The organism is Rathayibacter sp. AY1E8, from assembly GCF_002931415.1.
Classification (GTDB): Bacteria; Actinomycetota; Actinomycetes; order Actinomycetales; family Microbacteriaceae; genus Rathayibacter.
On the sequence record NZ_PSVI01000018.1, the window covers coordinates 22,326 to 45,777 of the forward strand.

The following is a 23,452-nucleotide window of genomic DNA, read 5'->3' on the forward strand; positions in this document are numbered from 1 at the left end:
GCCCGTGCGTAGGCTGGCCGCATGACGAACGAGTGGGGAACTCCGGACCCGTCCGCCCGGCGAGACCGGTCCGCGGAGGTCGTCCCGGCGGCCGCCTCCGGCGAGGAGGTGGAGACCGCCCGCGTCGAGGACGCCGAGCGCGCGCTCGCCGTGCGCGAGGTCAAGCGGCGCCGCGACTTCCTGGGATCGGTCGGCGGATGGGCGAGCGTCTCGGCGATCACGACCGCCGTCTGGGTCGGCACAGGGGCCGACGGCTACTTCTGGCCGATCTGGCCGATGATCGGGATCGGGATCGGCGTCGTCGGCCAGGCCGCGTCGATCTGGGGTCCCGCCCGCAAGGAGATCACCGAGGCGGACATCGCCGCCGAGATGCAGCGCCGGGAGAAGCGCCGCCGCTGATCAGTCCAGGCGGCCGACCGAGGTGACGCGGACGACGGCCGCACCCTGCTCGTCCGACTCGGCGAGGTCGACGGTCGCCGAGATCCCCCAGTCGTGGTCGCCGGCCGGATCGTCGAGGATCTGCCGCACGAGCCACTGCGTCGGCTCCTCCGTGACGAGCAGCATCTTCGGCCCCCGGGCGTCGGGCCCGATGCCGATGCTGTCGTGCTCGTCGTAGTAGTCGTCCAGCGCGGCGCCCCACGCGTCGGCGTCGAAGCCGGCGGCGGCGTCGAGCTCGCCGAGCGCCTCGTGGTCGTCGAGGGCGGCGAGGGTCACCCGGCGGAACATCTCGTTGCGCACCAGCACGCGGAAGGCGCGGTGGTTCGCGGTGAGGCGGCGCGGAGCGGGCGGCACGATCGCCTGGTCCGCCGCGTGGAGCGCCGGATTGACCAGCTCCTCCCACTCGTCGACCAGCGAGGAGTCGACCTGGCGCACGAGCTCGCCCAGCCACTCGATCAGGTCGTGCAGCTCCTCGTTCTTCAGCTCGTCGGGGATGGTCTGCCGGGCCGCGCGGAACGCGTCGGACAGGTAGCGCAGCACCAGTCCCTCCGAGCGGGAGAGCTTGTAGAACGCGGTGTACTCGCCGAAGGACATCGCCCGCTCGTACATGTCGCGCACGACCGACTTCGGCGAGAGCTCGAAGTCCTTCACCCACGGCTGCGCGGCGGTGTAGGTCTCGAAGGTCGCCTCGAGGAGCTCCTCGAGCGGCTTGGGGTGCGTGACGGACTCGAGCAGCTCCATCCGCTCCTCGTACTCGATCCCCTCGGCCTTCATCGCGGCGACGGCCTCGCCGCGGGCCTGGAACTGCTGGGCCCCCAGGATCGGGCGCGGGTCGTCGAGGGTCGCCTCGAGCACCGAGATCACGTCGAGCGCGAAGCTCGGCGACTCCGGGTCGAGAACGTCGAACACGGCAAGCGCGAACGGCGAGAGCGGCTGGTTGAGCGCGAAGTTCGGCTGCAGGTCGACGGTCAGGCGGATGCGGGTCACGCCGTCGGCTCCGACGCTCTGCTCGACCACGCCCGCCTCCCGCAGCGTCCGGTAGATGCCGAGCGCCCGGCGGGCGAGCTGCAGCTGCCGCTTCCACGGCTCGTGGTTGTCGAAGATCAGGGCGTGCACGTTCGCGTAAGCGTCGCCGCCGCGGGCGATCACGTTCAGCAGCATCGCCGACGTGATCGTCATGTGCGAGGTCAGCGTCTCGGGCTCGGCGTCGACGAGCTTGCGGAAGCTCGGCTCGCCCCAGCTGACGAAGCCCTGCGGCGCGCGCTTGGCGACCCACTTCCTCCGCTTCTTCGGGTCGTCGCCCATCTTGTCGAGAGCCTTCCGGTTCTCGGACTCGTGCTCGGGGGCCTGCACGACCACGGTCCCGGCGGTGTCGTACCCCGCGCGACCGGCGCGGCCGGCGATCTGGTGGAACTCGCGGGCCGAGAGCTGGCGGGTCCGGGTGCCGTCGTACTTGGTCAGCGCGGTGAGCAGCACGGTGCGGATCGGGACGTTGATGCCGACGCCGAGGGTGTCCGTGCCGCAGATCACGCGCAGCATGCCCTGCTGGGCGAGCTGCTCGACCAGGCGGCGGTACTTCGGCAGCATGCCCGCGTGGTGCGCGCCGATCCCCAGCCGGAGCAGCCGGGAGAGGGTCTTGCCGAACGCGGTGGTGAAGCGGAAGCCGCCGATCACCTCGGCGATGCGGTCGCGGTGCTCGCGGGTGGCGATGTTCGCGCTGGTGAGCGCCTGCGCACGCTCGAGAGCGGCCGCCTGCGAGAAGTGCACGACGTAGACCGGCGACTGGTTCGTCGAGAGCAGCTCCTCGATGGAGTCGTGGATCGGCGCGATCTCGTAGAAGTAGTGCAGCGGCACCGGGCGCTCCACGCCGGTGACCCGGGCGGTCTCCCGGCCCGTACGGCGGCTGAGGTCGGCGGCGAGCGCCGTCACGTCGCCGAGGGTGGCCGACATCAGCACGAACTGCACGTGCGGGAGGGTGAGCAGCGGCACCTGCCACGCCCAGCCGCGCGCCGGGTCCGCGTAGAAGTGGAACTCGTCCATCACGACCTGGTCGACCGGGGTGTCCTCGCCGTGCCGGAGCGCGAGGTTCGCGAGGATCTCGGCCGTGCAGCAGATGATCGGCGCGTCGGCGTTCACCGAGGAGTCGCCGGTGACCATCCCGACGTTGGAGGCGCCGAAGACGTCGACCAGCGCGAAGAACTTCTCGGAGACGAGCGCCTTGATCGGCGCCGTGTAGAAGCTGCGGCGCCCGGAGGCGAGCGCCGCGGCGTGCGCGCCGATCGCGACGAGCGACTTGCCGGTGCCGGTGGGCGTCGAGAGGATCAGGTTGGAGCCGGAGGCGATCTCGAGCATGGACTCGTCCTGCGCCGGGTAGAGCGGGAGGCCGCGCGACTCCGCCCACTCGGTGAAGGCCAGGTAGACCGCGTCGTCGTCGACGCGCCCGTCCGCGTCGGGCGTCGGCATGCGGTCGAGCAGCGTCGAGGTCATCCCCCCATCCTCCCAGCCCGCGGCCCGTCGCTCGGGTGCGATCCGTCACGGACGGCCCGTGCGCCCCCGGCCTCACGGGCCGCGGGTGACGGATCGTTCGGCGAGTGCTCGTCGCAGGCGCTCGACGGAGCGCTCAGGGTGCGGGACGAACTCGGCGCCGACGATGCGGACGACGCGGACCCCGATCGAGGCGAGGTCGTCGTAGCGGCCGAGGTCGCGCGCGAAGCGCCGGTTGCTGGTGCGGTGATCGTCGCCCTCGTACTCCCACGCGACCCGCTCCGCGGGGTACCAGCCGTCCGGCCGCCCGACGAAGACCCCGTCGGAGTCGAACAGCGGCTCCTGCAGCACCGGCTCCGGAAGGCCCGCCCGCACCGAGGCGAGCCGGAACCGCGACTCCTGCCGCGAGTCCGCCCCGTCGCGGACGAGGGCCGCGGCCGCGCGCACGCGCGGCGCCCCCCGACCGCCGAAGCCTGCTGCCCGCTCCCGCAACCGCGCGAGCCGCACCCACGGTCGAGGGTCCGCAGGATCCGGACCGATCGGCGAGCGGATCAGCGCGTCGCCCACCGCGACCAGGTCGTCCAGCTCGAGGTGCGCCCCGAGGTGGCAGAACAGCGAGGCGCCGTCCGTGAGCGGCAGACCGAAGCGGAGGATCCGGTGCACGTCGGGATCGCTGAGCGAGTGGCCGTGCACTCCCGGACGGCGCGGGGCGCGAGCAGGAGCTCGGACGGCGACGTGCACCGGCTCGTCCGAATCGGCGGCCGGGAGCTCGAGCGGCCAGAGGCGCGCAGCGGTGAGATGGCTGAGCACGGCGGACGGGCCGAGGGCCGCGAGAAGCGCCTCGGCCCGTGGGAGCAGGCCGGTGTCGGCGGCCGGGACGCGGACGCCACGGAACGGCGCGGCGAGGTCGCTGCGGCGGAGGCGGCTCCGGGCCACGCCCAGCCGGCGGGCCTCGGCCACGGTGAAGGCGCGCGCCTGGAGACGGTCGGGGAGCGGGAGTCGCTGAGCCATCCGACCAGAGTGCGTCACTGCAGCCGCTTGGAGCCGTTGTCCACAGGTCCGGCTGCCCGCCGCTCATTGATCCGTCACGGACGGCCCGTGCGCCCTCGCCTCACGGGCCGCGGGTGACGGATCGGTCCGCTGGAGCGAGGGCCCCGTCGACGAGTCCGACGACGCGGTCCGCGTCGGCCAGCACGGCGGGGTCGTGCGAGACGCAGACCACGGTCGCGCCGCGGTCCGCCTCCGCGCGCAGGACCGACCGGATCCGCTCCGCACTCGCTGAATCGAGACCGGTGGTGGGCTCGTCCAGGAGCAGCAGGCCGGCCCCGCGGGCGAGCCCCTGGGCGAGGAGCGCCCGCTGCCGCTGACCGCCGGAGAGCACCGCGAAGGGCTCCCGGGCGAGCGCGGCGATCTCCATCCGCTCGAGCGCGGTGGCGATCGCGTCCGCCGCGCGCGCGTCGCTGCGGCGGAGGCGGCCGAGCCGACCCCAGGTGCCCACGGCGACCACGTCGCGCACCGTCACCGGGAGGCGGTCCGGGATCGACGCCCGCTGCGGCACGAAGGCGATCGCTCCGGTGACGTCCCGCGTGCCGGACGTCAGTGGACGCACTCCCGCGATCACCTCCAGAAGCGTCGACTTGCCGGCGCCGTTCGGCCCGGCGATCACGGTCAGCGAGCGCGCGGCGACGTCGAGATCGACCCCCGCGAGAGCGCGGCGGGAGCCGAAGTCGACGTGAGCGCCTCGGAGGCGGACCGGGGGCTCGGGCAGGGGTGAGACGTCCATCCCGACGAGCGTACAGGAGTGATAACTGTTCTCATTATCGTGTACGGTCGGGCACCATGCCCAGCCTCCTCGCCGGAATCCTCGAGCCGTTCGCTCTCGACTTCCTCCAGCGCGCCCTCCTCGGCGGCGTCCTCGTCGCGGTCCTCTGCGGCGTCGTCGGCACCTGGGTGGTCCTCCGCGGGATGGCCTTCCTCGGCGAGGCGCTCGCCCACGGGATGCTCCCCGGCGTCGCCCTCGCGACGGTGCTCGGCGCGCCCGTCCTCGTGGGCGGCGCAGCCAGCGCGGTGCTGATGAGCCTCGGCATCGCGGCCCTGCAGCGGCGCGGACGACTGTCCTACGACACCAGCATCGGCCTGCTCTTCGTCGCCATGCTGGCGCTGGGGGTCATCGTGATCTCGCACTCGGGCAGCTTCGCCACGGACGCGACCTCGATCCTCTTCGGCGACATCCTCGCGATCACTCCCGTCGACATCGGGCTGCTCGCCGCCGCCGCCGGAGCCGGCCTCCTCGTCGCAGCGGCCTTCCACCGCCCGCTCGTCGCCCTGGCGCTGGATCCGCGCATCGCCGCGGTGCTCGGGCTCGGTCCGCGCTCGGCTCAGGCCGCGCTGGTCGGCCTGGTGACCCTCGCCGTCGTCGCCTCCTACCAGGCGGTCGGCTCGCTCCTCGTCGTCGGGCTCCTTCTGGCTCCCGCGGTGGCCGCCGGGCACTGGACCACCCGCATCCCGACCCGGATGCTGCTCGCGTCGATCCTCGGCGCGGCCTCCGTGCTCGTCGGCCTGCTCGTCTCCTGGCACGCGGCCACGGCCGCGGGCGCCTCGGTCGCCGGCACGGCCATCGCGGTCGCCGCGGTGTCCTGGGCGGTCCGCTCGGCCGCGTCGGCCCTCGCGTCCCGGTCGGGCCCTCAGCCGGTCGCCGCATGAGGCCCTGCCGGCACCGCTCCTCCCCCGCTCACCCTCGAAAGGACTCCGTGCACTCCCGAACCACCGCCTCCACCGTCCTCCTGGGCGCTCTCGCGCTGGGCCTGGCCGCCTGCTCGACCGATGCCTCCGCGCCGGCCGCGGACGACACGGGCTCCGGCCACGGCGCCGTCGCGAACGCCGCCGAGCTCGCCGAGCCGCGCCTGGGGCTGACGACGATCGACCCGTCGGGCGCCGTGTCGCACCTCGACCTCCTCGACGAGACGGTCACCGGCCTCGGCACCATCGGCGCACCGAGCGCGATGACGACCGACGGCCGCTACCTCTTCGCCCAGACCGATGCGGGCGTCGAGATCGTCGACAGCGGCGTGTGGACCTGGGACCACGTGGACCACTTCCACTACTACCGCGCGGACCCCCGCCTGATCGGCACGGTCGAGGGCTCCGGGACGGCCGTCGTCGCCACGACGAACCTCTCGACCACCGGCGGAACCGGACTCTTCTTCCCCGACACCGGCGAGGCGGTCCTCCTCGACACCGAGGCGCTGTCGAAGGGCGCGATCGTCGAGCGGTTCCGGAAGGACGTCGAGCCCGGACCCGGGATGGTCGTGCCCGTCGGCTCGTCCGCACTGGTGACCGAGGGGTCCGGATCCGGAGCGGCCGTCGCCGGCTACGACTCGGACGGCGAGCCGACGGGCCTCCGCGAGGCCTGCCCCGACCCCGCCGGGACGATCACCACCCGCGTCGGCGCCGTCATCGGCTGCTCCGACGGCGCACTCCTGGCGTCGATCGAGGACGAGGAGCTCATCGTCGAGCGGATCCCCTACCCCGCCGGCACCACCGCGCCACCCGCCGCCTCCTTCGACAACCGTGAGGGCCGCCCCACGGTCGCCGGCCTCGCCGGGGACGCGGGCATCTGGCTCCTCGACACCCGGGAGCGCTCCTGGAGCCTCCTCCCCTCTCCCGCCCCGCTGGCGCAGGTCACCGCGGTGGACGACGCGGACGAGACCGTCCTCGCCCTCGCCGCCGACGGCCGCGTGCTGGTGCTCGACGGCTCCGACGGTGCGGTCCTCGCCGAGACCGCGCCCCTCGTCGCGGACACGACCGCGGACGGCTCGCGGCCCGTCCTGATCGCCGACCAGCAGCGGGCCTACCTCAGCGCGCCCGCCGAGCGGAAGCTGCACGAGATCGACTACGCGGACGGCGCGCGCCTCGCCCGCACCTTCGAGACCGCCACCGAGCCGGCCTTCACAGCGGAGACGGGCCGATGAGGCGCCGCTGGGCCCTCGCGTCCGCCGCGGCGGTCCTGCTCCTGTCGGGCTGCACGTCCGCGGAGGAGGACGAGAGGCCCCTCGTCATCGTCTCCACCAACATCCTCGGCGACGTCGTGGGCGAGCTCGTCGGCGACGAGGCGCAGGTCGTCACGCTGATGAAGCCCGACGCCGACCCGCACTCGTTCGAGATCTCGGCGCAGGAAGCGGCGCGCCTGCGCTCCGCCGACCTCGTCGTCTCGAACGGGCTCGGACTCGAGGAGGGCCTGCAGCAGCACCTCGACGAGGCCTCCGGTGAGGACGTCCCCGCGTTCGTCGCCGGCGACGCCGTCGACGTCCTCGACTACAGCGAGGGCGACGCGGAGGGGAGCCCGGACTCGCACTTCTGGACGGACCCCGGCCGGATGATCGACGTCGTCGACTCCCTCGGGCCCGTGCTCGCCGCGCTCGACGGCGTCGATCCGACCGCGGTCCGGGACCGGACGGACGGCTACCGCGCCGAGCTCGAGCGGCTCGACTCCGAGATGGCCGCGGCGTTCGCCGCGATCCCGGCCGAGCGCCGCGCCCTCGTCACCAACCACCACGTCTTCGGGTACCTCGCCGACCGCTTCGACTTCGACGTCGTCGGCGCCGTCATCCCGGGAGGCACGACCCTCGCGGCGCCGTCCGCCTCCGACCTCGCCGATCTCGTCGACGCGGTCGAGCAGACCGGCGTCCCCACGATCTTCGCGGAGTCCTCGTCTCCCGACCGCCTGGTCCAGGCGCTCGCGAGCGAGGCCGACATCCGCGTGGAGGTGGTCGAGCTGTTCACGGAGTCCCTGACTGGGCCCGAGGGCGGCGCTCCCGACTACCTCGCCATGATGCGCGTCAACACGCAGCGCATCGCCACCGGGCTCTCCCCGTGAGCCCTCCGATCCACCACCAGGAAGAAGAAGCACCCATGCAGAATCCCCACGTCCGGCGGGCGGGCCTCGGCCTGATCGCCGCCTGCTCGATCACGGTCCTCGCGGCCTGCTCGTCGAGCTCGACCCCGGCCGCCGAGTCCTCCGCGTCCACCGCGCCGGCCACCGAGGCCGCGGCGGCCGCCGGCGCCCGCGTCGCCGTCGCCTACGAGGGAGGCATCCTCGTCCTCGACGGCGAGACCCTCGAGACCGTCGCGGACCTGGACTCCGAGGAGTTCACCCGCCTCAACCCCGCCGGCGACGACCGCCACGTCATGGTCACCATGAGCGAGGGGTTCCAGCTCCTCGACACCGCCGCCGGCACCAGCGGCGAGCCGGAGCTGACGGACATCGTCTTCCCCGCGGACACCCCGGGCCACGTCGTCCGGCACGCCGGGAAGACCGTCCTCTACGCCGACGGCACGAGCGACACGACCGTCCTCGAGACCGCCGACCTGGCGTCCTCGGACGGGATGCCCGAGACCGAGACCATCCCGGGAGTCGAGGCGCACCACGGCGTCTCTATCGTCCTCGAGGACGGCACCTTCCTCACCACGGTCGGTGACGCCGACGGGCGCACCGGCATCGAGGTGCGCGACGCCTCCGGCGCCGTGACGGCCACGAACGACCAGTGCCCCGGTGTCCACGGAGAGGGCACGGCCGAGAACGAGGTCGTCGTCTTCGGCTGCGAGAACGGCGCCCTGGTCTACGACGGCGGCGAGATCACGAAGCTCGAGGCGCCGGACCAGCCGTACGGCCGCATGGGCAACGCCTGGGTCAGCGAGACCAGCCCGATCATCGTCGGCGACTACAAGGACGACCGCGACGCCGAGGGCTACCTCCTGCACCGCGTGGCGCTGATCGACACCGAGGCGAAGACCCTCGACGTCGTCGACCTGCCCGAGGGCGTCGAGTACACCTTCCGCGGCGTCGCCCGCGGCCCCGACGACCTGGCGTACATGATCGCCTCGGACGGCGCGATCCACGTCCTCGACCCCCAGACCGGCGAGCTGACCGCCTCCTACCCCGTCGTCGACGCCTGGGAGAGCCCCGTCGAGTGGCAGGACCCGCACCCCGCGATCACGGTCGCCGGGGACATCGCCTACGTGACCGACCCGGCCGCCGACAGCATCCACGCCGTCGACCTCACCACGGGAGAGGTCGTCGCCACGGGCGAGCTCGACGTCACGCCGAACGAGATCGCCGTCGCCGCGAGCTGACCATCGGCACGGAGGAGGGGCCAGGATCACCGCATGACGACCGACTTCGATCTCGACCAGGTGGTGCGCGACGTGACCGCGAACGTGCGCAAGAAGTTCCCCGACCACTCCGAGGAGCAGGTCGCGCCGCTCGTGCGCGAGGAGCTCGCGGACCTGCAGGACCGGCCCGTGCAGGACTACCTGACGGTGCTCACGGAGCGAGCGGTCAAGCGCCGCCTCAAGCGTGAGGCGCGCGGGGAGTAGACCGGGTCAGGCGAGCGCCCGCTCGATCGACGCCCGCAGCGCCGGAGCCGGCCGGAACGCGCCCGCCTCCTCCGCCTCGAGGAGCGCCTGCGCGTCCGCCGGGCTGTGCTCGCGGTACCAGCGGTCGACCGGGACGCCGTGCCCGGGCCGGCTCAGGACCTCGACGGCGTCGCCCGCCTCCACCGATCCGCGGTGCAGCACCCGCAGGTACGCGCCGGTGCGCCCCTCGTCGGCGAAGCGCTTCACCCACTGCGGCTCTCCGAGGGCCCGCTGGAACGTCGCGCACGGCGTCCGCGGCATCGTCACCTCGACCTCGACCGCCTCGCCGATCCGCCAGCGCTCGCCGATCACGGCTCCGCTCACGTCGAGGCCCGCGATCCGCAGGTTCTCGCCGAACATCCCCGCGGCGACCGGCCGCCCCAGGCGCTCCGCCCACCAGAGCGCGTCCTCGTCGGAGTAGGCGTAGAGCGCCTTGTCGAGGCCGCCGTGGTGCGCGCGATCGGCCTGCACGTCGCCGTAGAGGCCCAGGTCGCGCACTCCGACGGGACCCTCGACCGGCCGCTTGTCGATCGCGGTCACGCCGACCGTGCCGGAGTCGGGCAGGAGGCGGGCGACGCGGCACACGGCGAGCAGGCGGGGCATGCCGCCATGGTGCCAGCACTAGGCTCGCCGCGTGCGCGACGCGACCGCTCCTCCCCGGCTCGACCCCCTCCTCCTCGACGGCCTCGCCGAGGGGTACGCCGGGGACACGGGCGCCCGGGAGCACGCCGAAGGACTGCGCTTCGCCGGCACCGACCTCACCGGCGCCGATCTCACCGCGGCCTCCTTCAGCGAGTGCGCGCTGGAGGGAGTGGTCCTGGACAGCGCCCAGCTGCGGGCCGCGTCGATCGCGGAGTCGCGGCTCGAGCGGCTGGACGTCCCCGGGCTCTCGGCGCCGCGGAGCCGGCTCCGATCCGTCGAGCTGCTCGCCTCGCGGCTGGGCTCGGCCGAGCTCTACGAGAGCACCTGGGAGCAGGTGCGCGTGGCCGACTGCAAGCTCGGCTACCTGAACCTCCGCGGCGCCGCGGTGCGCGACGTGCTGCTCGAGCGCTGCACGATCGACGAGCTCGACCTGGCGGGTGCGACCGGCACGCGGCTGCGCCTGGTCGACTGCGACGTCCGCTCCCTCGATCTCTCCCGGGCCCGGATCGAGCACCTCGATCTGCGCGGCGCCGAGCTGCACGTGCTCACCGGGCTGGACGGCCTCCGCGGCGCCACCCTCTCCGAGCTGCAGCTCAGCCTCCTGCTGCCGCTGTTCGCGGAGCACTTCGGGGTGCGGGTGGGCTGAGCCGCCGGTCCGCCTAGCGCCGGCGGGCGATCAGCCGCGTCAGAGCGCGGCGGCCGAGGAGGAACACGGCCAGCACGACGGCCGTCACGATCACGAAGCTCCACTGCACGCCCTGCCCGGAGGCGATCCGCAGGAGCATCCCGCCCGCGACGGTCACCGCCCAGACGACGAGCCCGGCGGGCACGATCCGGTCCGGGGAGCGCCACGAGCGCGTGACGACCCAGCCGAGCAGGAGCGCCGCCAGGAACGGCCAGAGCGTGGTGAGCAGGCCGATCAGCGCCGACCCCTCGTCGTGGCTCCCGCGGCCGATCAGCACGAAGACCAGGACGAGCACGGCGTCGAGGGCGAGGCCGAGCCCCGCGTGCCGGGTCATGCGGGCTCCGTCACGAAGTCGATGAGCTGCTCGACCCGGCCCAGCAGCGCCGGCTCCAGGTCCTGGAAGGTCCGCACCCGGCCGAGGATGCGCTGCCAGGCGCGCGCGATGTCGGCCTGCTCCTCGTGCGGCCAGCCGAGCGCCTCGCAGATCCCGTGCTTCCACTCGGTGCCGCGCGGGATCTCGGGCCAGCGCTCCAGGCCGATCCGGCCGGGCGTCACGGCCTGCCAGACGTCGATGTAGGGGTGGCCGACGACGAGGACGTGGGCGCCGTGCGGACCGGCGGCGACCTGGTCGGCGATCCGCGACTCCTTCGAGCCGCGCACCAGGTGGTCGACGAGCACGCCGATACGGCGCCCCGGACCGGGCCGGAACCCGCGCACCAGCTCGTCGAGGTTGTCGACGCCCTCGATGTACTCGACGACGACGCCCTCGACCCGCAGGTCGTGGCCCCAGACCTTCTCGACCAGCTCGGCGTCGTGCCGGCCCTCGACGTAGATGCGGCTGGGCAGGGCGACCCGCGCCTTCGCGTCGGCGACGTGGAAGGAGCCGGAGGCGGAGCGCGCGCGACCGAGGCCGGCGTCGCGCTTCAGCCCGGGCGCCTTGAGCGACACGGGCTTCCCCTCGAGGAGGAACCCGGGCCCCAGCGGGAACACGCGGACCTTGCCGAACCGGTCCTCCAGCCGCACCATCCGCAGCTCCACTCCGAGCACGGCACCCACGAAGCCGGAGGCGACCTCCTCGACCACCAGATCGCGCTCGGCCTCGACCACCGCCACCTCGACCCTGCCGCGGGCGCGCCAGTCGCCGGCGAGCACGTCCTGCCCGTACCTGTCCTCGTCCATCGCACCGAGGGTAGCCGGAGGCGCGCGGGGCGCCGCGCGGACACGGCGCATGCACCTCTGCTTACATGAGCAGATGACCGAGGACCTCGAACCCGCCGCCGAGCTCTTCAAGGTGCTGTCCTCCTCCTCCCGGCTGCGCCTGCTCCGGGCCCTCGCCGAGGAGACGTCGACGGTCGGGCGGCTGGCGGAGGTGACCGGGCTCTCGCAGCCGCTGGTCTCGCAGCACCTGCGGATGCTCCGCACCGCCGGGCTGGTCGCGGTCGAGCGCGTGGGCCGCGAGGCGCACTACTCCGTCGCCGACACCCACGTCACGCACATCGTCGACGACGCTGTCCGGCACGCCCTGGAGGGGTGACCTCCGTCCTTGTCGGGAACGATGATCGCTCTCGATTAGGCGCATCCATTGCAATGCGTTTATGGATCTGGTCGACTGGAGCCCGTCGCGTCCGCGGCCCCCGCATCCGGAAAGGCAGCACCATGAGCACCACCGATCTCCACGCCGAGCACCCCGTCACCGAGCACGAGCACGGCGAGGGCTGCGGTCACTCGGCCGTGCAGCACGAGGACCACGTCGACTACGTCCACGGCACGCACCACCACGCCCTGCACGGCGACCACTACGACGAGCACGAGTCGGAGGCCGAGCACTCGACCGCCGACCACGAGCACGGCGACGCCTGCGGGCACGAGACCGTGCAGCACGGCGACCACGTCGACTTCGTCCACGACGGCCACAAGCACGCCGCTCACGCCGGCCACTACGACGAGCACTGAGGCCGTGCGCGACGGGAGGGCTCGCACCCTCCCGTCGGCGCTCAGCCCTGACGGGCCTTGAAGCGCGGGTTCAGCTTGTTGATCACGAAGACGCGGCCGCGTCGGCGGACCACCTGCGACCCGGGCTGCGCCTTCATCGACCTGAGGGAGTTGCGGACCTTCACGGATGCTCCTGTCGTTAATGAGAACTGTTATCGATAGAGTAGCGGTCCATGGAGCCCCACCACCCCGCACCCCCCGTCCTCGCCGTCACCCTCGTCAGCGCGACCGACCCCCGCGACGCCGGGCGGACCGCCGCATTCCTCGCCGGCAGGCCCGAGTCCCGGATCGACCTCGAGGTCGATCCGCCCGGCGCCGACGGTCCCGCTCTCGCCGAGGAGCTCCACCGGCGCCTCGCGGCCGACGCCGACGACGGCCACCGCGGTCACACGGTCGTCGCCCTCGATGGCCAGGCCGACCCGCTCGAGATCGGACTCGTGCTCGAGCACCTCTGCGCGCAGCGGCATCCCGCCGACACCCGCATCGCGATCCTCGACGTGGTCGCCGTGACGTCGACGGAGGAGATCCTGCGCGTGCTCTGCGGCGGCGCGGGCCCCTCCTTCGACTCGGCGGAGCGCCTCGCCGCCCGCCTGGAGTTCTCGAGCCTCATCGCCCTCGCCGAGCCCCTCTCCGACAGCGACCCCGAGCGGACCGCACTCGTCCGCGACCTCCTGCGAGCACTCGCCCCCACCGCCGATCTCCTCCCCGCCGGTGAGCTCCCGGCGGCGCCACGGAGGCTCCACCCCCGGCGCGCGCACGCGATCGCCTCCTCGATGGGCTGGCAGTGCGCCCTCAACGGGACCTCGCGGCGCCGCGCCTCGGGCACGACCGTCGAGGAGTTCGTGTTCCGCGATCCGCTGCCCTTCCACCCCGGCCGCCTGAGCACGGCGGTCCACGGGGAGCTGGTGGCGGAGAAGGTGGGCCGCATCCTCCGCTCCCGCGGCCTGGTGCGCCTGGCGACGCGCGCCGACCGGGTCGGCTCGTGGTCGGTCGCCGGCGACGTGCTGACGCTGGACCCGACCAGCCTGCTCAGCTGGGACGAGGACGCGCCTCTCGGCCAGGAGCTCGCCTTCTTCGGGACGGGCCTGGACACCGGGAGGCTGACCGCCGTCCTGCAGAGCTGCCTGCTCACCCCCGAGGAGCTGCTGGCCGGCCCCGCCGCCTGGGCGGAGTACGCGGACCCCTTCCCGCGCTGGGTGGACGAGCACCGGCACTGAGCCGGGCGTCCTCCGCCGCGCGGGACTCGACGAGCGCGACCCGGCCCCTGCGTCCGAGCGCCGCCCGCCCCGCGCCAGCCGACCGTGCGCCGGGAGTGTGACGCGCGGAGGCTCCCGCCGGGCGGCGGGTGGGTAGGCTGACCGGACAGCACGTGCTCCGGGGTCGGTGGGAATTCCGAACCGGCGGTCACAGTCCGCGAGCCGCAGCCCCTCGAGAGGGGCGGCGGTTGACCTGGTGGAACTCCAGGACCGACGGTGAAAGTCCGGAGGAGAGGCAGCACGAGCGTCGCGCACCACCGCGCGATGCTGAGCGACGGTGCCCGCGCACCGTCGATCGAGACCCCGGAGTTCGGCGACGAACGGAAGAACCGGGAATGACGATCGACTACGAGCACGCGATGCGCCGGGCGCTGGCGCTCGCCGAGCGCGGGCCCGCCCGCGGACCCAACCCGCGCGTGGGCTGCGTGATCCTCGCGCCCGACGGCACCGTCCTCGGCGAGGGCTGGCACCACGGAGCCGGCACCGCGCACGCCGAGGTCGACGCCCTGTCGCACGTCACGGCGGGCGCCGCCGAGGGCGCGACGGCCGTCGTCTCGCTCGAGCCGTGCGACCACACCGGGCGCACGGGTCCCTGCAGCCGCGCCCTGATCGAGGCGGGCGTCTCCCGCGTCGTCTACGCCGTGCCGGACCCGGGCGAGCGCTCGGCCGGCGGCGGTCGCACCCTCCGCGAGGCCGGCGTCGAGGTGATCGAGGGCGTGCTCGCCGAGGAGGGAGAGCAGTTCCTCCACCCGTGGCTCACCGCGACCCGCCTGCACCGCCCCTTCGTCACGCTCAAGTGGGCCTCGACCCTCGACGGCCGCACCGCGGCGGCGGACGGCAGCAGCCGCTGGATCACCGGAGCGGCGGCCCGGCAGCGCGTGCACGAGCAGCGTGCCGCGCACGACGCGATCCTCGTCGGCACCGGGACCGTCCTCGCCGACGATCCCGCGCTCACCGCCCGCGGCGACGGAGGCGAGCTCCTCGCCCACCAGCCGGTGCCCGTCGTCGTCGGCACGCGCCCCGTGCCGCCGGGCGCCCGCCTGCACGAGCACCCCCGCGCCGTCGTGGTCGAGCGCACCCGCGACCTCGCCGCGGTCCTCGCGCACCTCTACTCCGCCGAGATCCGCAGCGTCTACGTCGAGGCCGGACCGACCCTCGCCTCCGCGCTCGTCGCCGCCGGACTGGTCGACGAGTACCTCGTGTTCCTCGCGCCCGCGCTCCTCGGCGGCCCCCGCCTCGCGCTCGGCGACCTCGGCGTGGAGAGCATCGGCGGGGCCCGGCGCCTCTCCCTCCACTCGGTCGAGATCCTCGGCGACGACCTCCTCGTGACCGCGCGCCCCGACGTCCTCCCCGCGGGCGGTGCCGGCACCCCGGCCCGCCTCCCCCACGCCCTGCAGATGGAGACCCACTGATGTTCACCGGAATCATCGAGGAGAAGGGCGTCGTGACCGCCGTCGAGGCGGGCGCCGACGCGATCCGCCTCAGCATCCGCGGGCCCCTCGCCGTCGAGGGCGTGCGGCACGGCGACTCGATCGCGGTCTCGGGCGTCTGCCTCACCGTCGTCGAGCACACGGACGAGGGCTTCACCGCCGACGTCATGGCGCAGACCCTGCGGATGTCGACCCTCGACACCGTGGGCGTCGGCGACCCCGTGAATCTCGAGCGCGCCGCGCTGGTCGGCGACCGGCTCGGCGGCCACATCGTCCAGGGCCACATCGACGGCACGGCGACGCTGCTCGCCATCGCACCGGGCGAGGCCTGGCGGGTGCTGCGGTTCTCGCTGCCGACCGGCATCGCTCCGCTCGTCGTCGACAAGGGCTCGATCGCGGTGGACGGCGTCTCGCTGACCGTCTCGGCGATCAGCCCCGCCGCCGAGCCGGAGCAGTGGTTCGAGGTCTCGCTGATCCCCGAGACGCTCGCCGTCACCACGCTGGGCGCGCGCGCGATCGGCGATCAGGTCAACATCGAGACCGACGTCCTGGCCCGCCACGTCGAGCGGATGCTCGCGCTGCGCTCGATCGCGGAGGCCCGCTCATGAGCCTCGCCACCATCCCCGAGGCCGTCGAGGCGCTGCGCGCCGGGCGCCCGATCATCGTCGCGGACGACGAGGGCCGCGAGAACGAGGGCGACGTCATCGTCTCGGCCCAGCTCGCCAGCCAGGAGACGATCGCCTGGATGGTCCGCCACTCCTCCGGGTTCATCTGCGCGCCGATGACCAACGAGATCGCCGACCGCCTCGCCCTGCCGCTGATGGTGGTCGAGAACGAGGACCCGCGCGGCACCGCCTACACGCTGTCCGTCGACGCGGCCGACCGGCTCTCCACCGGCATCAGCGCCTCCGACCGCGCGCACACCCTCCGCGTGCTGGCCGACCCCGAGGCGACCCCGTCCCGCCTGAACCGCCCCGGCCACATCCTGCCGCTGCGCGCCGTCGACGGCGGCGTGCGCGAGCGCGACGGGCACACGGAGGCGGCGGTCGACCTGATGAAGCTCGCCGGCCTGTACCCCGTGGGCGCGATCTCCGAGATCGTCGCCGAGGACGGCGAGATGATGCGGCTGCCCGGGCTGATCGCTCTCGGCGAGCGCGAGGGCGTGCCGGTGACCACGGTCGCGGCCCTCATCGCGTACCTGCAGGAGTTCCACTGCGACGCGGAGGTGCCCGTCACGGTCGCGGTCCCGGAGAGCGCGCGGGTGAGCTTCGAGGTCGAGACCACGGTGCCGACCACCCACGGCCCGTTCCGCATCCGCGCCTACCGCGACCGGCAGACCGGAGCGGATCACGTCGCGATCCTCGCGGGAGAGGTCGCCGCGGGGCGGCCCGCACTGGTGCGCGTGCACTCCGAGTGCCTGACCGGCGAGGCGTTCGGCTCGCTGAAGTGCGAGTGCGGACCCCAGCTCGACGCCGCCCTCGACACGATCCAGCGGGACGGCGGCGTCGTCGTCTACCTCCGCGGGCACGAGGGCCGGGGCATCGGCCTGATCAACAAGCTGCGCGCTTACCGCCTGCAGGAGGACGGACTCGACACCCTCGACGCGAACCTCGCCCTCGGGCTCCCCGCCGACGCGCGGGACTACGGAGCGGCGGTCGGGATCCTCGAGGACCTCGGCCTCACCGAGGTGCGCCTGCTCACCAACAACCCCGAGAAGGTCCGCCAGCTCACCGACCGCGGCATCGTCGTCGCCGAGCGCGTGCCGCTCGTCGTCGGGGTCGGCGCCTTCAACGAGGGCTACCTCGAGACCAAGCGCGACCGCATGGGCCACACCCTCGACAGCGTCCTCGACCACGACCCCCTCGACGCCGGGATCTCCGGCCTCGCCCTCGACGCCGGGATCGCCGGCGCCACCACGAAGGAGTAGCAATGGCCGGTAGCGGCGCCCCCACCACCTCCCCTCTCGACGGCGCGGGACTGCGCGTCGTCGTCATCGCGGGGACCTGGCACGAGCAGATCAGCGACGGTCTGATCGCCGGAGCGGGCCGAGCCCTCGACGAGGCCGGAGCGTCCTGGTCGCTCGTGCGCGTGCCCGGCTCGTTCGAGCTGCCCGTCGCCTCGAAGGCGGCCCTGGAGGCGGGGGCCGACGCGGTCGTCGCCCTCGGCGTGATCATCCGCGGCGGCACCCCGCACTTCGAGTACGTCTCGGACGCCGCCACCTCCGGGCTCACCACCGTCTCGATCCTGACGGGCAAGCCGGTCGGCTTCGGCGTGCTCACCCTCGACACCGAGCAGCAGGGCATCGATCGCGCGGGCCTTCCCGGCTCGAAGGAGGACAAGGGGCGCGAGGCGGCCGAGGCGGCGGTCTCGACCGCTCTGCTCCTCCGCTCGCTGCGCAGCTGAACCACTGCGGGCGGCCCCCGTCCTGGGGCCGCCCGCACACGAACCTGGGAGAACACGGAGTAAAGTGGTCGGGTCGTCACGAGCGACCCCTCTCTCCTCCCCCTCGCCCCAGCGGTCCGCGACGCCCGATCGACGCCCCGCCCCGCCGGCTCAGGGGGAGTCGCCGTCCACACGGAGCCCCTCCCTCATGTCCTCTCCCGCCGTCTCCGACGCGCCAGCAGCCGCCCCGCAGAACTCCCGCGGCCGCGTCATCCTCGCCAGCCTCATCGGCACCTCGATCGAGTTCTACGACTTCTACGCCTACGCGACCGCCGCCGTCCTGGTCTTCCCGTCGCTCTTCTTCGTCAACGAGGACCCGGCCACGGCCCTCCTCGCCTCCTTCGCCGTCTTCGGCGTCGCGTTCATCGCGCGCCCGATCGGGTCGATCATCTTCGGCCACTTCGGCGACCGCGTCGGCCGCAAGGGCACCCTCGTCGCCTCGCTGCTCACCATGGGCGTCGCGACCTTCCTGATCGGCTGCCTGCCCACCGCGCTCACGCCCGGCTGGGAGTTCCTCGCTCCGTTCCTGCTCGTCGTGATGCGCTTCTGCCAGGGCCTCGGCCTCGGCGGCGAGTGGTCCGGAGCCGCGCTGCTCGCGACCGAGAACGCACCGGCCGGCAAGCGCGCCATCTACGGCACCTTCCCGCAGCTGGGCGCACCGATCGGCTTCATCGTCGCCAACGTCCTGTTCCTGGTGCTCGCGAGCACGATGAGCGACGAGACGTTCGCGGCCTGGGGCTGGCGCGTGCCGTTCCTGGCGAGCGCCGTGCTCGTGATCATCGGGCTCTACGTGCGGTTCAAGCTCGTCGAGACGCCCGCGTTCCAGAAGGTCGTCGAGAAGGGCGAGGTCGCCAAGCTGCCCCTCGCCCGCGTCTTCGTCACCAGCTGGCGCCCGCTCATCCTGGGCACCTTCATCATGCTGGCGACCTACGTGCTCTTCTACCTCATGACCACGTTCACGCTGACCTACGGCACCTCGCCCGTCGACGGCGCGGTTCCGGGCCTCGGCTACACGCGCAACGACTTCCTCGTCATGCTGATCGTCGGCGTCGTGTTCTTCGGGATCTTCACGCTCGTCTCCGGCCCGCTCGCGGAGCGCTTCGGCCGCCGGCGCACGCTGCTCGTGGTGACCGCGGCGATCCTCGTCTTCGGCCTGCTCTTCGTGCCCCTGTTCAGCGCCGGCTTCGCGGGCGTCATGGCGGTCCTGATCCTCGGCTTCACGCTGATGGGCCTGACCTTCGGCCCGATGGGCGCCGTCCTCCCCGAGCTGTTCCCGACCAACGTCCGCTACACCGGCTCGGCGATGGCGTACAACCTCGCATCGATCCTCGGAGCGGCCCTCGCGCCGATCATCGCGGTCGCGCTGTGGAGGGCGGCGGGCGGCAGCACCGTGCTGGTCGGCCTCTACCTCAGCGCCGCGGCCGTGCTGACGCTGATCGCGCTCCTGCTCTCCAAGGAGACGAAGAACGCGTCGTACCACGACAACGTCTCGTAGGACTCCCTGCAGAGGACGGCCCGACGGGATCCCCCGGCGGGCCGTCCGCGTCTCCGCTCCCTCCCTGAGCACCGGGCCCGCCCTCTGGCGGCCTGCTCGCAGCGACGACGGGGCAGAATGGACGGCGATGAGCACCACCACCTCCCGGCGCGGCGGACGACGACCCTCCCGCGACGACGGACCCCGCGCCTCCTTCTCGCAGCTCGTGCCCTACCTGCTCGAGCACCGCGGCATCCTCTCGGTCGTCGTGGTCCTCAGCCTGTTCGGAGCGGCGGCGAGCCTCGGCCAGCCCCTGCTCGTCGGCCAGGTCATCACCCGGGTCCAGTCCGGTCTCGATCTCGGCCCGCTGGTGTGGGCCCTCGTCGGCCTGGTCGTGGCCTCCGGGCTGATCTCGGGCTTCGCGCACTACCTGCTCCAGCGCACCGGCGAGGGGATCGTGCTCTCGAGCCGCCGCCGCCTCGTCGCGCGGCTGCTGCGCCTCCCCATCCGGGAGTTCGACGCGCGCCGCACCGGCGACCTCGTCTCGCGCGTCGGCTCCGACTCCACGCTCCTGCGCGCGGTGCTGACCCAAGGGCTCGTCGACTCGATCGCGGGCTCCCTCGTCTTCGTCGGCGCGATCATCGCGATGGCCGTCATCGACTGGGTGCTGCTGCTGATCATCGTGGCGGTGGTGGCGGTGGCCCTCGGGCTCGCGCTGACCCTCGGCCGCGGCATCCGCACCGCCAGCCGCAAGGCCCAGGAGAAGGTCGGCGATCTGGCCGCGGCCGTCGAGCGCGCCATCAGCGCCGTCCGGACGATCCGTGCCGCCGGAGCCACCGATCGCGAGATCGCGGTCGTCGACCAGCACGCGACGGAGGCGTACCGCCTCGGGATCCGCGTCGCGCACGTCTCGGCCCTCGTGGTGCCGGTGGCCGGGATCGCCATGCAGGTCGCCTTCCTCGCCGTCCTCGGCGTCGGCGGCTACCGCGTCGCGTCCGGCGCGATCGACATCGCCCAGCTGGTCTCGTTCATCCTCTTCCTCTTCATGATGGTGATGCCGCTCGGCAACTTCATCGGCGCCATCACCTCGGTGAACTCGGCGCTGGGCGCCCTCGGCCGCATCCAGGAGATCATCGATCTGCCGATCGAGGGCGACGGCGACGCCTCCGCGGGCGGCCTCGGCGCCGGCGTGGCGGAGGAGGCCATCTCCTTCGAGGACGTGGTGTTCTCCTACGAGGAGGGCGCCGTTCCCGACGCGGCGGCCGTAGCGGACGAGCGCGACCGCACCGTCCTGCGCGGCGTCTCCTTCACCGTGCCGCGCGGCAAGCGCACCGCCCTGGTCGGGCCGTCGGGAGCGGGCAAGAGCACGATCCTCGCCCTCATCGAGCGGTTCTACGACCCGGAGGCCGGCGTCGTCCGACTCGGCGGTGTCGACATCACGGCCATCGACCGCGACGCGCTCCGCGCGCAGATCGGCTACGTCGAGCAGGACGCCCCGGTCCTGGCCGGCACCATCCGCGAGAACCTCGTCCTCGGCCGCCCCGACGCCGACGACGCCGACTGCCTCCGGGTGCTCGAGGCGGTGAACCTGACCGACGTGCTCGAGCGCAACCCGCTCGGCCTGCACGCGCCGGTGGGCGAGAGCGGAGTGATGCTCTCGGGCGGTGAGCGTCAGCGCCTCGCGATCGGCCGCGCGCTCCTGGCGGCCCCGCCGATCCTGCTGCTGGACGAGTCCACGTCGAGCCTCGACGGACTCAACGAGCAGCGCCTGCGCCTGGCGATCGACGCGGTCGCCGAGAACCGGACCCTGCTGGTGATCGCGCACCGCCTGTCGACGGTGGTCGATTCCGACCGCATCGTCGTGCTGCAGAAGGGCGAGGTCGTGGGAGTCGGCACCCACTCCGAGCTCGTCGAGTCGACGCCGCTCTACCGGGACCTCGCCAAGCACCAGCTGCTCGTCTGACGGACGCCGCAGCGGCGTCTCGCGACCGCCGCCGCCTCATGCCGGTCGACCAGCCGCGCAGCGGCGTGTCGAGACGCCCGCACGTCTCGACCGGCAGCCTGCGCCCGCTCGTCCCTCAGCGCGGCGGCAGCCGCAGAGCCCCGTCGAGCCGGATGGTCTCGCCGTTGATCATGGGGTTCTCGACGATGTGCCGCACCAGGGCCGCGAACTCCTCGGGGCGTCCGAGGCGAGCCGGATGCGGCGTCGCCGAGCCGAGCGCCTCGCGGGCCCTGTCCGGCAGCCCGGCGAGCAGGGGCGTGTCGAACGTGCCCGGTGCGATCGACACCACGCGCACGAGCCGGGCCGCGAGCTCGCGCGCGAGCGGCAGGGTCATCGCCGCCACGGCTCCCTTCGACGCGGCGTAGGCCGCCTGTCCGATCTGCCCCTCGAAGGCGGCGACGGAGGCGGTCGTGACCAGGACTCCCCGCTCCCCATCGATCGGCTCCCGCTCGGCGATCGACGCCGCGGCGAGGCGCAGCACGTTGAGCGTCCCGGTCGTGTTGATCCGCAGCACCTGGTCGAACTGCTCGTTCGGCAGCGGCCCGTCGCGTCCGAGCAGCCGCCCGGGTGTGGCCACGCCCGCACAGCTCACGGCGACGCGCAGCTCCCCCGCCGCCGCCACGGCGCGCGAGACGGCGTCCGGATCGAGGACGTCCCCGGCGATCAGCTGCACGGAGGCGGGCAGACGCGCGGCCTCCACCGCGTGCGGCAGGTCGAGCACGACCACGTGCGCTCCTGCGGCGTCGAGCGCCGTCGCCGTCGCGGCTCCCAGTCCGGATGCTCCCCCCGCGATCAGCGCGGACGTCCCCTCGAGTCGCACGGTCAGCCCGCCGGAGCGGGGGTGGAGTCGGCGTCGGGCTCGTCGGTCGGCTCGCTGCCGGGCTCCCCCGTCGGATCACTGCTCGGCTCTCCGGACGCGAGCGCCTGCGCCGAGCAGTCGGTCAGGGTGGCGTCGTAGGCGTCACGGGCGCGCTGCGCCGCCAGGCGGACCTCCTCCTCCGCGAGCGGGCCCGCGAGCGGCGGCCGGTCGCTCAGGCCGTAGCGGGCGAGGCAGTCGCTGATCAGGCGGGTCATGCGCGCGCCGCTCTCGGGATCGGCTGTGCCGGTGGGCGCCGGGGCGGCGGTCGCGACGGAGCCCGAGTCGCGCACGGACCCGTCCGGCACCTCCGCGGCGGGACCGGAGCAGGCGGTGAGGCTCAGTGTGAGCGCGACTCCGACGAGCAGCGCGACGGGCGGGCGGAGCGTCGTGCGCAGGAGCATGGACGACCTCGTTCGTGACGGCTGCGGGCAGGAGTGCGGCCACGGTAGCGCAGTCGATGCTTCCGGCGAGCGCTGGGCGCGCTCTCACGTCTCAGTGGCACCCCCAACGGGGCACAGGCGCGCCTCTCAGGAGGGCTCGGCGAGCGCCCACATCGCGACCGCCGACGCCGCAGCGACGTTGAGCGAGTCGATCCCGTGCCGCATCGGGATCTGGACGGCGACATCGGCGGCGGCGAGCGCTTCGGCGGTGAGACCCTGCCCCTCGGTGCCGAGCACGAGGGCGACGCGCTCCGGAGCGCGGGCGGCGAAGTCCCGCAGGGGCACCGCCTCCGGGGTCAGAGCCATCGCCGCGATCGTGAAACCAGCTCCGTGCAGGAGCCGCTGCGTCGACGGCCAGTCGCCGACGCGCGTCCAGGGCACCTGGAGGACCGTTCCCATGCTCACGCGGATGGCGCGGCGGTAGTACGGATCGGAGCAGCGCTGCGTCACCAGCACCGCATCGGCTCCGATGGCCCCGACGGAGCGGAAGATCGCGCCGACGTTGGTCGGGTCGACCACGTCCTCGAGCACGACGACGCGGCGCGCTCCCGCGAGCAGGCCGGCCGGGTCGGGCAGCACGGGCCGGTCCAGCGCCGCGATCAGGCCGCGGTGCAGGGTGTACCCGGTGAGCTCGGCCAGGAGCTCACCCGGGCCCGTGAAGACGGGGACGTCGAAGCGACCGACCAGGCGCTCGGCCTCACCGGCCGACCCGCCGAGGGCGAGCACCGAGCGCGGCCGGTGCCCGGCGGCGATCGCGCGCTCGAGCACGAGCGCCGACTCCGCGATGTACAGGCCGTGCGGGCCGCGGGCGTTCTTCAGCGCGACGTCGGTCGCGTGCGCGTAGTCGCGCAGCCGCGGGTCGTCGAGCGCGGTGACCTCGATCCGCTCCACCGG

At 73.6% G+C, this 23,452-nt stretch carries 26 protein-coding genes and 1 riboswitch; of the genes, 16 read left to right on the forward strand and 10 right to left on the reverse strand.

What is annotated here, in order from left to right:
• Window positions 1–21: 21 nt before the first annotated feature.
• Window positions 22–399: a 2TM domain-containing protein gene (locus C5C74_RS07280; protein ID WP_104338301.1), complete on the forward strand. Its 378-nt coding sequence runs from the start codon at window positions 22–24 to the stop codon at window positions 397–399.
• On the opposite strand, the gene C5C74_RS07285 is transcribed toward C5C74_RS07280, so the two are convergent.
• The 3 genes from C5C74_RS07285 to aztA form a co-directional block, all read right to left on the reverse strand.
• Complete coding sequence (locus tag C5C74_RS07285) at window positions 400–2,925, reverse strand: RNA helicase (protein ID WP_104351241.1); 2,526 nt, start codon at window positions 2,923–2,925, stop codon at window positions 400–402. It lies immediately after the preceding gene.
• Between the two features lie 72 nt (window positions 2,926–2,997).
• The gene (locus tag C5C74_RS07290) at window positions 2,998–3,933 is read right to left on the reverse strand and encodes a hypothetical protein (RefSeq protein ID WP_104324219.1); all 936 of its coding nucleotides are present in this window, start codon (window positions 3,931–3,933) and stop codon (window positions 2,998–3,000) included.
• A gap of 100 nt (window positions 3,934–4,033) precedes the next feature.
• Window positions 4,034–4,705, reverse strand: a complete 672-nt coding sequence (gene aztA, locus C5C74_RS07295; RefSeq protein ID WP_104262877.1) for a zinc ABC transporter ATP-binding protein AztA — start codon at window positions 4,703–4,705, stop codon at window positions 4,034–4,036.
• A gap of 56 nt (window positions 4,706–4,761) precedes the next feature.
• Between aztA and aztB the strand changes: the two genes are divergently transcribed.
• From aztB to C5C74_RS07320, 5 genes are read left to right on the forward strand one after another with little or no spacing between them, the layout of a single operon-like run.
• Complete coding sequence (gene aztB, locus C5C74_RS07300; RefSeq protein WP_104288198.1) at window positions 4,762–5,625, forward strand: zinc ABC transporter permease AztB; 864 nt, start codon at window positions 4,762–4,764, stop codon at window positions 5,623–5,625.
• 47 nt (window positions 5,626–5,672) lie between these two features.
• Window positions 5,673–6,893, forward strand: a complete 1,221-nt coding sequence (locus C5C74_RS07305) for an ABC transporter (protein WP_104327805.1) — start codon at window positions 5,673–5,675, stop codon at window positions 6,891–6,893.
• Complete coding sequence (aztC, locus tag C5C74_RS07310) at window positions 6,890–7,798, forward strand: zinc ABC transporter substrate-binding protein AztC (protein ID WP_104351242.1); 909 nt, start codon at window positions 6,890–6,892, stop codon at window positions 7,796–7,798. The genes C5C74_RS07305 and aztC overlap by 4 nt, the downstream gene beginning before the upstream one ends.
• 35 nt (window positions 7,799–7,833) lie before the next feature.
• Window positions 7,834–9,054: a zinc metallochaperone AztD gene (gene aztD, locus C5C74_RS07315; protein ID WP_104351243.1), complete on the forward strand. Its 1,221-nt coding sequence runs from the start codon at window positions 7,834–7,836 to the stop codon at window positions 9,052–9,054.
• 33 nt (window positions 9,055–9,087) lie between these two features.
• On the forward strand, window positions 9,088–9,297 hold the full coding sequence (locus tag C5C74_RS07320; RefSeq protein ID WP_104262881.1) for a three-helix bundle dimerization domain-containing protein: 210 nt from the start codon (window positions 9,088–9,090) through the stop codon (window positions 9,295–9,297).
• A 6-nt stretch (window positions 9,298–9,303) separates the two neighbouring features.
• On the opposite strand, the gene C5C74_RS07325 is transcribed toward C5C74_RS07320, so the two are convergent.
• Window positions 9,304–9,939, reverse strand: coding sequence for an MOSC domain-containing protein (locus C5C74_RS07325; protein ID WP_104351244.1), 636 nt, complete (start codon window positions 9,937–9,939; stop codon window positions 9,304–9,306).
• Between the two features lie 31 nt (window positions 9,940–9,970).
• Here C5C74_RS07325 and C5C74_RS07330 point away from each other — a divergent pair, with 31 nt between their 5' ends.
• The gene (locus C5C74_RS07330; RefSeq protein ID WP_104351245.1) at window positions 9,971–10,624 is read left to right on the forward strand and encodes a pentapeptide repeat-containing protein; all 654 of its coding nucleotides are present in this window, start codon (window positions 9,971–9,973) and stop codon (window positions 10,622–10,624) included.
• Window positions 10,625–10,637: 13 nt separating this feature from the next.
• Here C5C74_RS07330 and C5C74_RS07335 read toward each other — a convergent pair whose 3' ends face one another.
• Together C5C74_RS07335 and C5C74_RS07340 are read right to left on the reverse strand one after the other, a co-directional pair.
• Window positions 10,638–10,997, reverse strand: coding sequence for a DUF3054 domain-containing protein (locus tag C5C74_RS07335; protein ID WP_104233715.1), 360 nt, complete (start codon window positions 10,995–10,997; stop codon window positions 10,638–10,640).
• Complete coding sequence (locus C5C74_RS07340; RefSeq protein ID WP_104351246.1) at window positions 10,994–11,842, reverse strand: DUF3097 domain-containing protein; 849 nt, start codon at window positions 11,840–11,842, stop codon at window positions 10,994–10,996. The genes C5C74_RS07335 and C5C74_RS07340 overlap by 4 nt, the downstream gene beginning before the upstream one ends.
• 73 nt (window positions 11,843–11,915) lie before the next feature.
• On the opposite strand from C5C74_RS07340, the gene C5C74_RS07345 reads away from it, so the two are divergent.
• Window positions 11,916–12,197 (forward strand): helix-turn-helix transcriptional regulator, encoded by a 282-nt coding sequence (locus tag C5C74_RS07345; protein ID WP_104222235.1) that lies wholly within the window; start codon window positions 11,916–11,918, stop codon window positions 12,195–12,197.
• 122 nt (window positions 12,198–12,319) lie between these two features.
• The gene (locus C5C74_RS17695) at window positions 12,320–12,616 is read left to right on the forward strand and encodes a hypothetical protein (protein ID WP_104351247.1); all 297 of its coding nucleotides are present in this window, start codon (window positions 12,320–12,322) and stop codon (window positions 12,614–12,616) included.
• 41 nt (window positions 12,617–12,657) lie between these two features.
• Here the strand turns inward: C5C74_RS17695 and ykgO are convergent, their stop codons facing one another.
• Complete coding sequence (gene ykgO, locus C5C74_RS07355) at window positions 12,658–12,780, reverse strand: type B 50S ribosomal protein L36 (RefSeq protein ID WP_104226896.1); 123 nt, start codon at window positions 12,778–12,780, stop codon at window positions 12,658–12,660.
• A 48-nt stretch (window positions 12,781–12,828) separates the two neighbouring features.
• Here ykgO and C5C74_RS07360 point away from each other — a divergent pair, with 48 nt between their 5' ends.
• The 7 genes from C5C74_RS07360 (at window position 12,829) to C5C74_RS07390 (ending at window position 21,220) form a co-directional block, all read left to right on the forward strand.
• Complete coding sequence (locus tag C5C74_RS07360) at window positions 12,829–13,872, forward strand: GTP-binding protein (protein ID WP_104351248.1); 1,044 nt, start codon at window positions 12,829–12,831, stop codon at window positions 13,870–13,872.
• A gap of 150 nt (window positions 13,873–14,022) precedes the next feature.
• A riboswitch (FMN riboswitch) is annotated at window positions 14,023–14,155 on the forward strand.
• A 91-nt stretch (window positions 14,156–14,246) separates the two neighbouring features.
• Entirely contained in the window at window positions 14,247–15,323 is a 1,077-nt protein-coding gene (gene ribD, locus C5C74_RS07365) for a bifunctional diaminohydroxyphosphoribosylaminopyrimidine deaminase/5-amino-6-(5-phosphoribosylamino)uracil reductase RibD (protein ID WP_258064117.1), read from the forward strand.
• Complete coding sequence (locus tag C5C74_RS07370; protein WP_104283886.1) at window positions 15,323–15,949, forward strand: riboflavin synthase; 627 nt, start codon at window positions 15,323–15,325, stop codon at window positions 15,947–15,949. Before ribD ends, C5C74_RS07370 begins: the two co-directional genes overlap by 1 nt.
• The gene (gene ribA / locus C5C74_RS07375) at window positions 15,946–17,268 is read left to right on the forward strand and encodes a GTP cyclohydrolase II (protein WP_104222225.1); all 1,323 of its coding nucleotides are present in this window, start codon (window positions 15,946–15,948) and stop codon (window positions 17,266–17,268) included. Before C5C74_RS07370 ends, ribA begins: the two co-directional genes overlap by 4 nt.
• A 2-nt stretch (window positions 17,269–17,270) precedes the next feature.
• The gene (gene ribH, locus C5C74_RS07380; protein ID WP_104222223.1) at window positions 17,271–17,744 is read left to right on the forward strand and encodes a 6,7-dimethyl-8-ribityllumazine synthase; all 474 of its coding nucleotides are present in this window, start codon (window positions 17,271–17,273) and stop codon (window positions 17,742–17,744) included.
• A 187-nt stretch (window positions 17,745–17,931) separates the two neighbouring features.
• On the forward strand, window positions 17,932–19,278 hold the full coding sequence (locus C5C74_RS07385) for an MFS transporter (RefSeq protein ID WP_104222221.1): 1,347 nt from the start codon (window positions 17,932–17,934) through the stop codon (window positions 19,276–19,278).
• 127 nt (window positions 19,279–19,405) lie between these two features.
• A complete protein-coding gene (locus C5C74_RS07390) occupies window positions 19,406–21,220 on the forward strand; it encodes an ABC transporter ATP-binding protein (protein ID WP_104233721.1) in 1,815 nt (604 codons plus the stop codon).
• Between the two features lie 115 nt (window positions 21,221–21,335).
• Here the strand turns inward: C5C74_RS07390 and C5C74_RS07395 are convergent, their stop codons facing one another.
• The 3 genes from C5C74_RS07395 to C5C74_RS07405 all read right to left on the reverse strand — a co-directional run bounded on the left by C5C74_RS07395 (window position 21,336) and on the right by C5C74_RS07405 (window position 23,449).
• Window positions 21,336–22,079 carry an SDR family NAD(P)-dependent oxidoreductase gene (locus C5C74_RS07395; protein WP_104351249.1) on the reverse strand — a complete coding sequence of 248 codons (744 nt, stop codon included), beginning with the start codon at window positions 22,077–22,079 and terminating at the stop codon, window positions 21,336–21,338.
• A 2-nt stretch (window positions 22,080–22,081) separates the two neighbouring features.
• On the reverse strand, window positions 22,082–22,519 hold the full coding sequence (locus tag C5C74_RS07400) for a hypothetical protein (protein WP_104324228.1): 438 nt from the start codon (window positions 22,517–22,519) through the stop codon (window positions 22,082–22,084).
• A gap of 126 nt (window positions 22,520–22,645) precedes the next feature.
• A complete protein-coding gene (locus C5C74_RS07405) occupies window positions 22,646–23,449 on the reverse strand; it encodes an RNA methyltransferase (RefSeq protein ID WP_104324229.1) in 804 nt (267 codons plus the stop codon).
• Between the last annotated feature and the right edge of the window lie 3 nt (window positions 23,450–23,452).

Excerpts from the sequence above, each read along its gene's own strand:
- C5C74_RS07280 (WP_104338301.1), top strand. The coding sequence starts at position 22 with ATGACGAACGAGTGGGGAACTCCGGACCCGTCCGCCCGGCGAGACCGG.
- C5C74_RS07285 (WP_104351241.1), bottom strand. The coding sequence starts at position 2,925 with ATGACCTCGACGCTGCTCGACCGCATGCCGACGCCCGACGCGGACGGG.
- C5C74_RS07290 (WP_104324219.1), bottom strand. The coding sequence starts at position 3,933 with ATGGCTCAGCGACTCCCGCTCCCCGACCGTCTCCAGGCGCGCGCCTTC.
- aztA (WP_104262877.1), bottom strand. The coding sequence starts at position 4,705 with ATGGACGTCTCACCCCTGCCCGAGCCCCCGGTCCGCCTCCGAGGCGCT.
- aztB (WP_104288198.1), top strand. The coding sequence starts at position 4,762 with ATGCCCAGCCTCCTCGCCGGAATCCTCGAGCCGTTCGCTCTCGACTTC.
- aztC (WP_104351242.1), top strand. The coding sequence starts at position 6,890 with ATGAGGCGCCGCTGGGCCCTCGCGTCCGCCGCGGCGGTCCTGCTCCTG.
- aztD (WP_104351243.1), top strand. The coding sequence starts at position 7,834 with ATGCAGAATCCCCACGTCCGGCGGGCGGGCCTCGGCCTGATCGCCGCC.
- C5C74_RS07320 (WP_104262881.1), top strand. The coding sequence starts at position 9,088 with ATGACGACCGACTTCGATCTCGACCAGGTGGTGCGCGACGTGACCGCG.
- C5C74_RS07325 (WP_104351244.1), bottom strand. The coding sequence starts at position 9,939 with ATGCCCCGCCTGCTCGCCGTGTGCCGCGTCGCCCGCCTCCTGCCCGAC.
- C5C74_RS07335 (WP_104233715.1), bottom strand. The coding sequence starts at position 10,997 with ATGACCCGGCACGCGGGGCTCGGCCTCGCCCTCGACGCCGTGCTCGTC.
- C5C74_RS07340 (WP_104351246.1), bottom strand. The coding sequence starts at position 11,842 with ATGGACGAGGACAGGTACGGGCAGGACGTGCTCGCCGGCGACTGGCGC.
- C5C74_RS07345 (WP_104222235.1), top strand. The coding sequence starts at position 11,916 with ATGACCGAGGACCTCGAACCCGCCGCCGAGCTCTTCAAGGTGCTGTCC.
- C5C74_RS17695 (WP_104351247.1), top strand. The coding sequence starts at position 12,320 with ATGAGCACCACCGATCTCCACGCCGAGCACCCCGTCACCGAGCACGAG.
- C5C74_RS07360 (WP_104351248.1), top strand. The coding sequence starts at position 12,829 with ATGGAGCCCCACCACCCCGCACCCCCCGTCCTCGCCGTCACCCTCGTC.
- ribD (WP_258064117.1), top strand. The coding sequence starts at position 14,247 with ATGACGATCGACTACGAGCACGCGATGCGCCGGGCGCTGGCGCTCGCC.
- C5C74_RS07370 (WP_104283886.1), top strand. The coding sequence starts at position 15,323 with ATGTTCACCGGAATCATCGAGGAGAAGGGCGTCGTGACCGCCGTCGAG.
- ribA (WP_104222225.1), top strand. The coding sequence starts at position 15,946 with ATGAGCCTCGCCACCATCCCCGAGGCCGTCGAGGCGCTGCGCGCCGGG.
- ribH (WP_104222223.1), top strand. The coding sequence starts at position 17,271 with ATGGCCGGTAGCGGCGCCCCCACCACCTCCCCTCTCGACGGCGCGGGA.
- C5C74_RS07385 (WP_104222221.1), top strand. The coding sequence starts at position 17,932 with ATGTCCTCTCCCGCCGTCTCCGACGCGCCAGCAGCCGCCCCGCAGAAC.
- C5C74_RS07390 (WP_104233721.1), top strand. The coding sequence starts at position 19,406 with ATGAGCACCACCACCTCCCGGCGCGGCGGACGACGACCCTCCCGCGAC.
- C5C74_RS07400 (WP_104324228.1), bottom strand. The coding sequence starts at position 22,519 with ATGCTCCTGCGCACGACGCTCCGCCCGCCCGTCGCGCTGCTCGTCGGA.